General features: G+C 41.5%; 16 protein-coding genes and 1 pseudogene. 14 read left to right on the forward strand and 3 right to left on the reverse strand.

Annotated features, from left to right (window positions below):
- A pseudogene (locus tag J4E76_RS12315) lies at positions 1-651 on the forward strand (hypothetical protein); the annotation flags it as partial.
- Between the two features lie 53 nt (positions 652-704).
- On the opposite strand, the gene J4E76_RS12320 reads toward J4E76_RS12315, so the two are convergent.
- Complete coding sequence (locus J4E76_RS12320) at positions 705-1,808, reverse strand: PD40 domain-containing protein (protein ID WP_208504585.1); 1,104 nt, start codon at positions 1,806-1,808, stop codon at positions 705-707.
- Between the two features lie 68 nt (positions 1,809-1,876).
- On the opposite strand from J4E76_RS12320, the gene J4E76_RS12325 reads away from it, so the two are divergent.
- The 6 genes from J4E76_RS12325 (at position 1,877) to J4E76_RS12350 (ending at position 6,468) form a co-directional block, all read left to right on the forward strand.
- Entirely contained in the window at positions 1,877-3,118 is a 1,242-nt protein-coding gene (locus J4E76_RS12325) for a M28 family peptidase (protein WP_208504586.1), read from the forward strand.
- Positions 3,118-3,432, forward strand: a complete 315-nt coding sequence (locus J4E76_RS12330) for a potassium channel family protein (RefSeq protein WP_208504587.1) — start codon at positions 3,118-3,120, stop codon at positions 3,430-3,432. Before J4E76_RS12325 ends, J4E76_RS12330 begins: the two co-directional genes overlap by 1 nt.
- 97 nt (positions 3,433-3,529) lie before the next feature.
- Positions 3,530-4,282, forward strand: coding sequence for a glucose 1-dehydrogenase (locus J4E76_RS12335; protein WP_208504589.1), 753 nt, complete (start codon positions 3,530-3,532; stop codon positions 4,280-4,282).
- A gap of 86 nt (positions 4,283-4,368) precedes the next feature.
- The gene (locus J4E76_RS12340) at positions 4,369-4,950 is read left to right on the forward strand and encodes a TetR/AcrR family transcriptional regulator (RefSeq protein ID WP_208504591.1); all 582 of its coding nucleotides are present in this window, start codon (positions 4,369-4,371) and stop codon (positions 4,948-4,950) included.
- Positions 4,951-5,007: 57 nt separating this feature from the next.
- Positions 5,008-5,448 carry a doxx family protein gene (locus tag J4E76_RS12345; protein ID WP_208504593.1) on the forward strand — a complete coding sequence of 147 codons (441 nt, stop codon included), beginning with the start codon at positions 5,008-5,010 and terminating at the stop codon, positions 5,446-5,448.
- 63 nt (positions 5,449-5,511) lie between these two features.
- Positions 5,512-6,468 carry a YpdA family putative bacillithiol disulfide reductase gene (locus J4E76_RS12350; protein WP_208504595.1) on the forward strand — a complete coding sequence of 319 codons (957 nt, stop codon included), beginning with the start codon at positions 5,512-5,514 and terminating at the stop codon, positions 6,466-6,468.
- Here J4E76_RS12350 and J4E76_RS12355 read toward each other — a convergent pair.
- Together J4E76_RS12355 and J4E76_RS12360 are read right to left on the reverse strand one after the other, a co-directional pair.
- Positions 6,446-7,264, reverse strand: a complete 819-nt coding sequence (locus J4E76_RS12355; RefSeq protein ID WP_208504597.1) for a CPBP family intramembrane glutamic endopeptidase — start codon at positions 7,262-7,264, stop codon at positions 6,446-6,448. The two genes, J4E76_RS12350 and J4E76_RS12355, sit on opposite strands and share 23 nt — an antisense overlap.
- 11 nt (positions 7,265-7,275) lie before the next feature.
- Positions 7,276-7,833: a thioredoxin family protein gene (locus tag J4E76_RS12360; protein ID WP_208504599.1), complete on the reverse strand. Its 558-nt coding sequence runs from the start codon at positions 7,831-7,833 to the stop codon at positions 7,276-7,278.
- 125 nt (positions 7,834-7,958) lie between these two features.
- On the opposite strand from J4E76_RS12360, the gene J4E76_RS12365 reads away from it, so the two are divergent.
- From J4E76_RS12365 to J4E76_RS12395, 7 genes are all read left to right on the forward strand, one after another.
- Positions 7,959-8,837 (forward strand): DUF3179 domain-containing (seleno)protein, encoded by an 879-nt coding sequence (locus tag J4E76_RS12365; RefSeq protein ID WP_208504601.1) that lies wholly within the window; start codon positions 7,959-7,961, stop codon positions 8,835-8,837.
- A 142-nt stretch (positions 8,838-8,979) separates the two neighbouring features.
- The gene (locus tag J4E76_RS12370) at positions 8,980-9,495 is read left to right on the forward strand and encodes a Spy/CpxP family protein refolding chaperone (protein ID WP_208504603.1); all 516 of its coding nucleotides are present in this window, start codon (positions 8,980-8,982) and stop codon (positions 9,493-9,495) included.
- An 84-nt stretch (positions 9,496-9,579) separates the two neighbouring features.
- A complete protein-coding gene (locus J4E76_RS12375; protein ID WP_208504605.1) occupies positions 9,580-10,161 on the forward strand; it encodes an RNA polymerase sigma factor in 582 nt (193 codons plus the stop codon).
- Between the two features lie 45 nt (positions 10,162-10,206).
- Entirely contained in the window at positions 10,207-10,536 is a 330-nt protein-coding gene (locus J4E76_RS12380) for a hypothetical protein (RefSeq protein WP_208504607.1), read from the forward strand.
- A gap of 1 nt (position 10,537) precedes the next feature.
- Positions 10,538-11,056 carry a Spy/CpxP family protein refolding chaperone gene (locus J4E76_RS12385; protein WP_208504609.1) on the forward strand — a complete coding sequence of 173 codons (519 nt, stop codon included), beginning with the start codon at positions 10,538-10,540 and terminating at the stop codon, positions 11,054-11,056.
- Between the two features lie 56 nt (positions 11,057-11,112).
- Positions 11,113-12,291 carry a cytochrome-c peroxidase gene (locus J4E76_RS12390; RefSeq protein WP_208504610.1) on the forward strand — a complete coding sequence of 393 codons (1,179 nt, stop codon included), beginning with the start codon at positions 11,113-11,115 and terminating at the stop codon, positions 12,289-12,291.
- Positions 12,292-12,378: 87 nt separating this feature from the next.
- Positions 12,379-13,521 (forward strand): amidohydrolase, encoded by a 1,143-nt coding sequence (locus J4E76_RS12395; protein WP_208504612.1) that lies wholly within the window; start codon positions 12,379-12,381, stop codon positions 13,519-13,521.
- Positions 13,522-13,564 lie beyond the last annotated feature (43 nt).

Below are 13,564 nucleotides of genomic sequence, written 5' to 3' on the forward strand. Positions count from 1 at the left end.
GGTACCAGTACTCCTAATGCTAAATTAGACCTAAGGAATGGTCACCTGTATGTAGGTGATGACATATTTAATAATCCTGGCAGTTGGGGAGCAACAATCAACCTAGATGACAATGTCCATTCTCGAATTCTCATAGAGGAAAGAGGTACAGGTGTCCAAACTTCCTTATGGGCTCACACGGGTGGAAATGCGAAAGTTGGAACCATATCCAATCACAATTTTGGTATTATTTCCAATGGAAGTGAAAAAATGACCGTCACAACTGGTGGAAATGTAGGTGTTGGTACTTTGTCGCCCACCGAAAAACTATCAGTAGATGGCACCGTCCTAGCCAAAAAAGTGAGAGTCTCTACTACCGGAGTGGACTGGCCCGACTATGTCTTCTCCCCCGACTATAAACTCAAAAGCCTTGTTGAACTAGAAGCCTTTATCGAAGCTAACCAACACCTTCCCGAAGTACCATCGGCCAAGGAGATTGAAGAAAAGGGTCAGGATTTGGGAGGTATTCAGGCTACCCTTTTGAAGAAAGTTGAGGAGTTAACCTTGTACTTAATCGAACAGGACAAAAGGAATAAGGATCAAGAGAAAAGGTTAAAGGCTCTAGAGGAAGAAAACAAGAACCTTAGGAAACTACTCGAGTCTAATAAATAGGCTCGCAAATGATTGGTGTTGAATTACGGATTCAGCATCAATCATTCAACATTTCACCCCCCAATCCACTCAGCTACAAACAAGTTTGTATCTCTACCACCACCGTTGTTGCGGTTAGAAGAGAAGACAATATGCTTGCCGTCATTAGAGAATACAGGGAAGGCATCGAAAGTCTCGTCTCTTGTGATGCGAGTCAAGCCTGTACCATCAATATTGATCATATAGAGATTGAAAGGAAAGCCTCTCGTAGCTGTATGATTTGAAGCGAAAATGATCTTCTCACCTGAAGGGTGGAAAAATGGTGCCCAGTTGGCCTGGCCAAGATCTGTTAGTTTTTTTAGGTCGGAACCATCGGCATTACAGATATAAAGCTCCATATCTGTCGGCATTACCAAACCTTCTTTCAATAGGTCCTGGTAGATTTTAATGTCTTCTTCAGTCTTCGGTCTAGAAGATCTAAAAATAAGTTTTGTCCCGTCAGGCGAAAAGAATGCTCCACCATCATATCCCAACTCGTTAGTGATCTGCTTCACATCAGAGCCATCAATGTTCATTGTGAACAACTCCAGGTCACCAGTTCTCATAGAAGTGAAAACGATGCGATCGCCTTTCGGAGAAACGGTAGCTTCGGCATCATAGCCCTCCTCATTAGTCAATTGATCAATGATATTACCCTCTAGGTCTGCAGTGAAAATATCGAAGCTTGGGTAGATCGGCCATACATATTTTCCATCTGCTCTTCTCTCGGGTACTGGAGGGCAATTCTCCCCACCCAAGTGAGTAGATCCGTAAACGATCGTTTTATTACCAGGCAGGAAGTAAGAACAAGTGGTCCTTCCCATTCCTGTACTGACCATTTGTGGTCGGTTATTCTTTAAGTCATCATTGCGCCAATCGGTCACGAACATTTGATCACAACTCACTCCCCATTCGGCATAGTCCGACTGGAAAACAATATGCTTGTCGTCAAAACTCCAATACGCCTCTGCGTTATTTCCTCCAAAAGTCAATTGCTTGATATTCTTGAGGTACTTCATTTCTTCTGGGTGAAGCAATAGGGAGTCTTGAGCAGATCTAGCTTCAGTCGAGACTGTTTCTTTTTTCTGTGTGCCACAGCCGAAAACCAAAAGGACTAATAATACAGAAATGTATCGCATGGAATATATGATTCGTTCAATAATGGCGCGAAGATAATGATTATTATCTTTGTCCTAAAGTTGAAATTATGAAGAGTCTGAAGCGCCTATTCTTATTGATTACAGTACTATCGATCACATTTGCTTGTACCGATTTTACCACCGATAAAGAACTTAAAGTCGGCCTGGAAAAGGACATTACTTTCTTGGCAGATGATGCATTAGAGGGTAGAGCGATCGGCACCCCAGGTGAGGAAAAGGCGGCAAACTATATAGCGGAGGCATTCGAAAAGATAGGTCTTAGCCCAAAAGGCACTGATGGCTATTTTCAACCCTTTACAGTAAAAAAGTCTACCAACCCCCATGAAGAAGCCGTGGTTGGAACCAATGGCGAGGGTGTAACAGGCAGGAATGTTGCTGGATTTATCGACAATGGAAGTGATTATACCGTGGTTATAGGTGCTCATTACGATCATCTAGGTTATGGTGCCGAAGGCTCTCTATTCAGAGGTGAGCCTGCCATTCACAATGGTGCAGATGACAATGCCAGTGGTACATCAGCTGTAATTCAACTCGCTAAAATCCTTAAGTCCAAGAAAAGTAAATACAACTTCCTCTTCCTTGCCTTCTCAGGAGAAGAAAACGGGCTTTGGGGCTCTAACTACTTTTCAAAGAATTCTACTGTTGATCTGGCTAGTGTTAACTATATGATCAATATGGACATGGTCGGTAGAATGAACGAGGAAAAGACGGTCGCAATCAATGGTGTGGGTACTAGCCCACTCTGGATAGAACAATTGGATGCCATCAACTCGGATAGCTTAAAGCTTGTTACATCAGAGTCTGGTGTCGGACCTTCAGATCATACCTCATTCTATCTTCAGGACCTCCCCGTACTTCATTTCTTCACCGGCCAACATGAAGACTATCACAAACCATCTGACGATGCTGATAAAATCAACTACGATGGCCTAGTACTTGTCGTTCGTTACATCGAGCGTTTGGTAGATGAGTTGAATGGCGAAGAAAAACTGGCGTTTACAAAAACAAATGATAGCTCAGGCGACAATCCAAGATTCACAGTTTCGCTTGGCGTGGTACCCGACTACCTGTTCGATGGGCAAGGCATGCGCATTGATGGTGTAACAGATGGTAAACCGGCAGCCGCAGCTGGGATGAAAAAAGGAGACATTGTTGTTAAACTAGGTGACTCAACTATTGTGGACATGATGAGCTATATGAGAGCACTTAGTGGCTTTGCTGCCGGACAACAAACGGTGGTCGAATACAAGCGTGGCGAAGAGTTAAAGGCGGCTCAAATCAAGTTCTAATGATATTCTTTAGAACGCTTATATCATTTTTAAAAGATCCAGAGTACCGATCACTACTTTTAGCCTCAGTAGGTATTTTGGTAATCGGCACAGTGGCATACCATTATATTGAAGGTTGGGGTTGGTTAGACTCTTTATATTTCTCAACCATTACTTTGACCACAATCGGTTATGGTGATTTTTCCCCGCAGACAGATTTAGGCAAGATTTTCACTGTAGTATACATTGCTATTGGTGTTGGTATGGTTCTTACATTCCTTAATACACTTTACAAGCACTTCCGAGATTTCCCCAACAAGGACGTAAAAAAGTAGACCTGAAAGTATTTTGTGTTCTTTGAACTCTTTTCTGGAATGATTGTTCTGTAATGGAAATCATAATTTTGGAACAATCATTCTAATAAAGATAAAAATGACAAAACTTAACAACAAAGTAGCAGTGATTACCGGAGGCAGCACAGGAATTGGCCTAGCATCAGCAAAGACATTCCTTGCAGAAGGTGCAAAAGTGGTGATTACTGGTAGAACTCAAGAAACACTAGACGCAGCCGTCTCAGAAATCAATAATGAAAACTTAACAGCAATCCAATCTGATACTTCTAAACTAGATGATATAGATAGTCTTGTATCACAAGTGAAAGAGAAGTTTGGAAAGGTAGATGTTCTATTTGCTAATGCAGGTATCGCATGGTTTGCACCAATCGATCAAGTAGACGAAGCATTCTTTGATGCTCACTTTAATACTAACGTGAAGGGTTTATTCTTCACGATTCAAAAACTCTTGCCCATCTTCAATGATGGCGGATCTATTGTATTGAACGCTTCTGCGGTTGTTCATAAAGGTTTCGAGAACGGGTCTGTATACTCTGCTACGAAAGGTGCAGTAAGAAACTTTGCTAGAACTATCTCTGCAGATTTGGCTCCTAGGAACATTCGTGTGAATGTCGTAAGTCCCGGACCAATCGAAACGCCAATCTATAGTAAAATGGGCATGACCGAAGAACAACTGGCCGGAATGGCGGAAGGCTTTGCAGCCATGGTTCCAATGAAAAGGTTTGGTGCTTCTGAAGAAGTGGCTAAAGCCGTTCTATTCTTAGCTTCTGATGACTCTTCTTACGTTTTGGGAGAGGAAATTCTGGTAGATGGCGGAATAGCGACTATCTAAGTTGCTTATACTGGAACGATCAGTTAAATTTAGAAGTAAGCGGCTCGAATTTCTTTAAGTCGTTTACTTTTAATTACTCAAAAGACATGGCTAGAACCAAAAGTTTCGTTGAAAGCGAAGTGTTAGATAAGGCACTGAACCTTTTTTGGACGCAAGGTTATAATGCCACTTCCATTCAAGATCTAGTAGATCATTTAGGTATAAACCGAGCCAGTATTTATGATACTTGGGGAGACAAGCATGGGCTGTACTTGGAAACACTCAGACAGTACCGCAGGAATAATTCAAGCAAATTGCTCGAGAAACTCAGGTCAGAACAATCGGCAAAAAAGATCATTAAAGACTTTCTTGATGACATAGTTGCAGATTCATCTACTGATGCCATGAAAAAGGGTTGTTACCTCTCTAATTCAGCCACTGAGCTTGCTAATTGCGATCAGGTGATCAATGACATATTTACAGACAACCGCATTAAAATGGAAGGTGTCTTGAATGAACTTATCAAAGAAGGTCAGGAATCTGGCGAGTTTTCTACTCGGCATAGCAGCGAGGCCTACGCACGTTTCATTTTCAACACGGCTGGCGGAATGAGAGTATTGGCTAAAGGTGACATATCTGAGGCAGAATTAGCAGATGTCGTAAGCATTGCCCTGTCTGCATTAAACTGACTTAAATCAGTTTTTCCATTACTGCTTTTCAATACATTTGGTGATTAATTGCCGAACATGAGGGGAGTAGTATCATCATTTTTATCAAAAAATCAGTTTAGACTCTTACGCTACAGCATCGGAATCTTATTCGTTTGGTTCGGTATGCTCAAGTTCTTTCCTGGAGTCAGTCCTGCCGAAGGCTTGGCAACCGACACGGTCAGGATCTTATCATTCGGGCTTTTGCAAAAAGCATTGAGTCTTAAACTTCTGGCAATTCTCGAAGTTGGGCTCGGTCTGCTTCTTATGTTTACCAAGGAGTATCGAATCACCTTCTGGCTTCTGCTATTTCACATGGCGTGTACCATAACACCCTTGTTTGTTTTGCCAGAAGTCACATTCAAATCCATTCCCTTCCAACTGACCATTGAAGGTCAATACATTATTAAGAACTTCGTCATTATCAGTGCGGCCTTTGTTTTGCTTTTTGCGCATAAAGGGCAATCGTATTCAGAATAATTGGAACCCCTTAGAACTTTTATCCCTGAATTCACCTTTATTTAGGATTAAACAAGTTGCCAATTGAAATACGATTTAATCATTATTGGAGGAGGGCCTATCGGTCTTAACTGTGCCATTGAAGCCAAGAAGGCGGGCTTGAGTTATATAATTTTGGAGAAAGGGGTTCTTGTCAATTCGCTTTACAATTTCCCGACCAATATGACCTTCTTTTCGACTTCTAACTTGCTAGAAATCGGAGACGTACCTTTTATCGCCCACAGCGACAAGCCTACACGCAAAGAGGCCCTGGAATACTTTCGTAGAGTCAAAGAAAGCTGGGACCTAAATATCAGTCTCTATACCGAGGTTGAGTCAATGCAAAAGCAAGATGACACCTATAATGTGAAGACAAACAAAGGTGATTTCGAAGCCACCAATATTATTGTATCTACGGGCTTTTACGATACTCCGAGAGAACTAGGTATTCCGGGAGAAGATTTGCCGAAGGTAAAACATTTCTATGATGACCCTCATCCCTATCTTGGTCAAAAGGTCTTAATCATTGGCGCAGCCAACTCCGCCTGTGATGTGGCTTTGGAAACTTTCTACAAGGATGCTGAAGTCACAATGGCAATTCGTGAATCCGAGATTTACCCGAAGGTGAAATATTGGATTCGACCTAACATCATAAATCGTATTGAAGAGGGATCGATCAAAGCATACTTCAACACTACAGTGAAGGAGATCAAGCCGTGTGAAGTCATTCTAAATACGCCAGAAGGCGAAGTCACTGTTGACAATGATTTTGTTCTCGCCATGACAGGTTACAAGCCCAATTATTCCCTCTTTGAGCAATTGGGTCTACCTATCTCTGATGATGAGCTAAAGATTCCTATTCATGACCCTGATAGTCTTGAAACACCACTCAAAGGGGTTTACGTTGCTGGCGTAATCAATGCTGGTCTACAAACAAGTAAGCTCTTTATCGAAAACACCCGAGTGCACTCGGGCATGATTATTCGATCAATTCTGGGTTAGGCCTCTGGATTTTCTTGGATCGCCTCACTTCAACAGCAAGAATCACGAATGCCACTGCCCAAAGCAGTGAAATGAAAATGATGGGTGTTTTAGTTCCAGCCTCATTATTCCATACTGGTAAAAAGAAGTTGACCATGTTGGCACTAAAGTGCGCCAGAATAGCAACCGCCACACTCCCTTTAGACCAAGCATAGAGCCCACCAATGACAATTGATGTTCCCGTAATATAAGCGAAGAACAGAAGGACGTTGAAAGTTCCGGCAGGCCAATTGCCCAAAAGGAAATCCATACAATGCCAGCCTCCCCACACCAGGCCAGTCATCAGGGATGCTAAAAATACACCATTACGTTTCTGTAATTTCTGCTGCATAAACCCTCGCCAACCAAACTCCTCCGTAAAGCCTGGAAAAAAGAGTAAAAAGGGCAAAAGAAATATTGCCTCTTGAACTGAAGGCAAGGAGCCCCATGAAGGCAAAAGACCATCTAAAACAAACCTAACTAACACGGCCAGAGAGCCTATACCTGTAATGCTTACCAAGGCCACTAAATATATTTTTATGTCTGACCTCTGGGGATATACCCTTTGCCATAACTTTCTGGCTTGATGTTCTCCCTCAATGAAATTTGTAATGATCAAAGCGCCAATACTCGGTATAAGGGCAAAAAGAAGTTTCAAACCCTGCAAATTCTCTAAACCTACACCTGACAGTCTCAGGGGCCATAAAATACCATGCACTGGCAATAAAACAATCGCGGCAAAGGCAAGAACTGGATATTTTTTGATTAGCCTCTTCAAATTCTAAAGTGCTAGTCCTTCCACTTGATATTGCAACCCATACTTGGCACCTGAGGTGCTGAAACAGCTTTCCCAACTAGAACTTCATCCAATGCATTGCGCATATCCATACCGGTGACTGGTTTACCATTGCCAGGTCTAGAATCATCTAATTGTCCACGATAGACACATCTCATCTCTCCATCGAAGACGTAAAAGTCAGGGGTGCAGGCGGCATCATAGGCTTTCGCTATTTCTTGACTTTCATCATATACATATGGAAAGTCATAGCCTACTCGCTCGGCTTCCACCTTCATTAAATCTGGCGCATCTTGTGGGTAGTTTTCTACATTGTTAGAGCTGATCGCAATAAATGCAACACCTCTCTCCTTGTACTCATTTACCAAGGTCACGATCCCCTCGTCAACATGTTTGACAAAAGGGCAATGGTTACAGATAAACATAATGACCGTTGCCTTATCAGACTTTAATTCCGCAAGACTAACCACATTTCCCGAAATGGTATCTGGTAGAGTAAAAGTTGGTGCTTGTGTGCCTAAAGGCATCATATTAGAAAGCGTTCTTGCCATGGTTTCAGTATTATAATTCCAATATATCCTAGAATCTATAAAGCTCTTAGTAAAGCCTCTACATTTATGTAACCGCTTGATATTTAGTTCAAAATAGTCAACCTTACATTATCAAATACTTATTTATGAAAAAGCCACTACTGACTATTGCCTGCATTTTACTCCTCGCATTCTCTTGCGCACAAAAAGAAGATAACTCTTCAGACTTAGTCGAAAACACTGCTGAGGTATTGGAGGCTAGAAATAAAAGACCCGTAGCCATTGAACTAGGCAAATTCTTTGAAAAGGATGGTCGTAAATATCAGTACGGTGGTGAAGATTCCACATGGCATTTCGATATAACTAATTCTATTCTGAAAGATGAGCAGTTTCACTATGGCATAGGTCGTGAAAAGTTTATGGCATTAATCGATCCAGATTTTATCACACAAGAGGAGGCTGATCAGGTTTACCCAGATAGTGCCCGCTTTCTGTTGCTACAAATTGGTGAAGATGTAAGGGCTTATGGCATTGACTTGCTCACCAGACATGAAATTGTAAATGACGTGGTGAATGGACAACCAGTCATGGCCGCTTACTGTATTCTGGCGGATTTAGGCGCTGTATATCACAGGGTCATCGGAGAAAGAGAATTCACTTTTGCACTGAGCGGTTACACTTATTATGACCCTGAAGTTTGGGACGGAATGGATGGCTTTGTCTTTTGGGATCGCGAAACGGAAAGTACATGGTGGCCATTAGTTGGTAAAGCTGTCTCAGGGCCATTACTAGAAACTCCTCTAACCGTATATAACGAACAGAACTGGTCTCAGACTACTTGGGGAGAAATAAAGTCTCTACAACACTCACAGCTAAAAGTTCTCAAGCCCGGACAAACAATGGAGGCACCAAGCACCTGGCCAAAATACAAGGACCTAATAGAAGGCGCGGGCTTTGAAATAAAAAACAATGCTGTAGATGTTGCTCCCAAGTGGGGTGAAAACAAGTCTTTAGAGAAAGACTAATCTCATTACTCTTCTAAAAACCCTTGAAAGGCCTTCTATTATCAAGTAGAGGGCTTTTTTAATTTAACATCCTTTAACAAAGCTCCTCGCAAGTTTTCTTCTGGCCTGCCATCTAACCCTACATAACATAAATATTAAAGTCATGAAAAAAGAAAACTTGAAAAAATACGGAATGGTTGTTTTGGTAATGCTATTCGTTGGCGCTTCAAATGTGCAAGCGCAACAAATGAGAAGAGGACAAAGACCAAATCCGCAAGAACAGCAGCACGGTCAGAAGGGCAAAGAAATGAATGAGCGTGGACCCAGAGGGCCACATATCCCAAACCTAAGTGAGGAGCAGAAGGAACAGATGAAATCCCTCAGAGTAGCTTTGGGGAAAGAAGCCCTGCCTATTAAAAACCAAATAGGTGAAAAAGAGGCTCGATTAAGGACTCTGACTACATCAGACTCATATAATGAAAATGCGGTAAACAAAGTGATAGAAGAAATAGGAGGGCTCAAGACAGAATTGATGAAGCTTAAAGTGGCTAACACTGCTAAAGTGAAAGAAATCCTTACAGATGAGCAACTTGTATTCTTCAACAATCACGCTGGCAAAGGAGGCAAAGACAAAAAAGGTGGTAAACCGCAAAGAGGTCCACGGCCTGGAGGAAGATAAGTCCATTCACTTCAAAATAGTTTAACAAAAACTTACATTGGGGCAGTCTTCATTAAAGACTGCCCTTAAACTTATTATCTCATATTGACCGATCAGCAAATTATATTGGCGCTACAGCAAAAGTCTGAGTCAGCTTTTCGGTCATTGGTAGACCAGTACAAAGATCGGGTTTATAATACCTGCCTAGGCCTATTACAAAACTCCGAAGAGGCTGAAGAGGCCGCTCAAGACGTATTTATAGAAGTATACAAGTCGGTCGAAAAATTTCGTGGCGATGCAAAACTCTCCACTTGGATTTATAGGATAGCAACAACTAAATCGCTGGAACGCATTCGCAAACAAAAGACGCAAAAGCGATTCGCATTTTTACAATCCTTAACCGGAGGTGACAAAGATTACGAGACTACAAAGCATGCGACTTTCGAGCACCCAGGAGTTTTACTAGAAAACAAAGAGCACGCGCAGACCTTGTTTCAGACGATTAAGACACTATCCGATAACCAGAGGATTGCTTTCACCTTACATAAAGTCGAGGGGCTTCCTTATCAAGAAATTGCAGAAGTCTTAGGCACTAGTGTTTCTTCCGTAGAGTCACTTATGTTCAGAGCGAGAAAAAACTTGCAGAAAAAACTAAAAACTTACTACGAAAAAAATTTTATGGAATAGCGCAAGTTTATGCGTTAATCCACATCTAAAGCATAGAATACCGATATGAAAGCTGAGAAAAACATAGAGCGAAAAATAAATCAGACATTAAATAGTCTAGAGGGGTTGGGTAAGGCCGAGGCAAGCCCGTTTTTCTATAGCAAGCTGGAAGTAAGGATGCAAGACGAGCTAACCTCTTCCATTGGCAGGTTTGCTTTTGTTGGCAATCTTAAAATGAGCATGGCTGTTCTCGGTATAATAATGGTCTTAAATGTGACCAGTTTATTTCTACTCGGAAATTCTCAGCAGACAACCACAGAAGGTTCAGATGCAGATCTGATTTCGCAAGATTACTTCTCTGGTACTGATGATTATGAATATCTAAACAGCTATTAAGATGAACTCCTTGAGAAATAATAAGTATATCGGATGGGTAGTGATTCTTTTAGCTATCCTAAATATTGCTTTACTAGCATTCATTTGGACAGGTCGAAATCAACTTCCCAAAAAGCCCAGAAGGGCTGGGATCATGGTTTTTGAAGAAAGGCTTAATCTAAATGAAACTCAGAAAAGACAATTGAAACAGCTTCGTGATCAGCACTTCGCAAAAATGGAAAAACTGAGAAGCGAGTCACGAGAAACTAGGAAAGAACTTCATGGCCTTTGGGCTGAAGTCGATGCTTCAAATAAAGTAACTGAATTATCTCAGCGCATGGGAACATTACATGCGGCCATCGAAAAAGCAACATTTGACCACTTTGCACAGATTAGAGCAATTTGTTCTCCTGAGCAACAAAAAATCTTCGATGAGCTTATCAAAGATGTTTTAAGACAGGGCGAACGACCAGGCCCACCGAATGGCAGAAAGCCAAGAGGGGGACAAGGTCCAGAAGGCTTACCACCTTCTAGGAATTGACAGAATACCTCAGTCTCTAGAATTAGAGCTGCGCCCAAACTTAAAATATGTAAGAGATGAAAAAGGCTATTTTTTCAATGAGCATGGTGGCATTAATATTCAGTTGTTCACCAAACGATGAAGTAACAGACGATATCAATGACTCGGTAAATACTGATTTTTCAGGCATTCTGAATTTACCAACCGACTTCTACAACTATGCCAATCCTGATTTACCAAATCACTTTGTCACAGGACAAGTTGCCGGTATAGACAATACTCCTAATAACAATCCCGTAACGGATGAAGGTGCTACACTAGGAAGGGTACTCTTTTATGATGTGAATCTGTCTGGCAACAACACTGTTTCATGTGCTTCTTGTCATATTCAAGAAAGAGGTTTTGCTGATGAAGGTGCCTTTAGTACTGGCTTTGAAGGTGGTTTAACAGGAAGAAATTCAATGGGTCTAGCCAATGCTAGATACTACGACAATGGTCGTTTCTTTTGGGATGAGCGTGCCAATACATTAGAAGATCAAGTATTGATGCCTATCCAAGATCAGGTAGAAATGGGTTTGACCTTGAATGAGCTGGTAAGTAAAATTCAGGATCAAGATTACTACCAACCATTGTTTACTGATGCTTTCGGTAGCAGTGAGGTTACATCAGATAAAATCTCTCTTGCACTCTCGCAATTCGTTAGATCTATGGTTTCATATGAGTCTCGCTATGACGAAGGTTTGGAGGCAGTGAATGGGGATGAAGATGATGACTTTCCAAACTTCACTGAGCTTGAGAATATAGGCAAGGACTTATTCTTCAGCAATAGAACACAGTGTTCTAATTGCCATGAGACAGCAACTTTTAGTGGAGACCAAGCAAGAAACAATGGACTGGATGCTGTACTAACTGATCTTGGAGTAGGTGGAGTAACTGGAAATAACAACGACCAGGGTGAGTTCAAAGTGAACTCTCTTAGAAATATTGCCTTAACTGGCCCATACATGCACGATGGTAGATTTGCTACCCTCCGCGAGGTTGTTCAGTTCTATAACAATGGGGTTCAAAACAGCCCAGGGCTTGACAACAGGTTGAGAGTTGGTGGCGGTGGTCGCGGTGGTAATAACAATGGTAATGTAAGAAGGCCGAACCTCAATGGTCAGGAGATTGACGCTTTAGTCGCCTTTCTGAACACTTTGACTGATGAATCCTTCTTAACAGATGAGAAATTTTCGAATCCTTTCGTTAATAATTAGAGAACAATAGTTCATATACTATGTATTTTGGTTGAAGAAAAGGAGTTCAAACGGAGCTCCTTTTTCCTTTTATAACTATCTTATATTGTGCTTAATTCCACTCAACTGAATAGACTAATTGATTTAAGGCATACACTGCATCAAAACCCTGAATTGTCTGGGAATGAGGTCAACACGGCAAAAGCCATTTTGAGTTTTTTGGAACAATGTAATCCAGATCAATTGATTCCTGATGTTGGAGGCCACGGAATTATTGCCATTTGGAAAGGAACAAAAAAAGGCCAAAACATACTCCTAAGAGCAGATTTGGACGCGCTGCCGATACAAGAAACGAACGACCTACCCTACAAATCTCTTAAGAAGGCAGTGTCACATAAGTGTGGACATGATGGTCACATGGCAATACTATGTGGGGTAGCTATCAACTTAGCCAATGAAAAGCCTGAAAGGGGCGATATCATACTCTTGTTTCAACCAGCGGAAGAGACAGGTCAAGGAGCAAAAGCTGTTATGGCTGATAAAAAATTCCAAGCCATTGAATATGATTATGCTTTCGCTTTACATAACCTACCTAAAAAGAAAAAGGGCACCATCATCTGCAAAAACGGATCTTTTTGCCCTGCCTCAACTGGCTTGAAGATCAACCTACTGGGCAAAACCGCACATGCCAGCCAGCCACATACTGGAAATAACCCTGCCATGGCTACGGCTCAAATTATGTTTTGCTTTGATAGAATTCTTGAGACCACAGAGTTTATGGACAAGACTCTGATTACGTTAACGCATACCAATATTGGAGAAGAAAGTTTTGGGGTCTCGGCAGGTCATTCAGAAATATGGCTAACACTCAGAGCCTTTGACAATCACGACTTCGATCTATTAAAATTTCTCATAGAAAGAGAAACGAAAGCCATAGCATCAAAACACAACTTAGGTATCAAGTCTAGCTATCATGAGTCTTTTGAAGTAACTGAAAACGATTCGGAAGCGGTCAACATCATTAAATCTGTGGCAAAAAAGCAAAACCTAACCTATAAGGTCATGCGAAAACCAAATCCATGGTCTGAGGACTTTGGACTTTTTCTAAAAGACAACAAAGGCGCAATGTTTGGGTTAGGGTCAGGAAAAAAGACGCCAAATCTCCACAATCCAGACTACGATTTTCCTGATGAAATTATTGAAAGTGGTGTTCAGATGTTTTGGGGAATCATTCAGGAACTGAACAACTAAAAAGCCACTCCGAGTATTCGAAGTGGCTTTCACTATAATTTGA

Source organism: Roseivirga sp. E12 (genome assembly GCF_017592825.1).
GTDB lineage: Bacteria > Bacteroidota > Bacteroidia > Cytophagales > Cyclobacteriaceae > Roseivirga.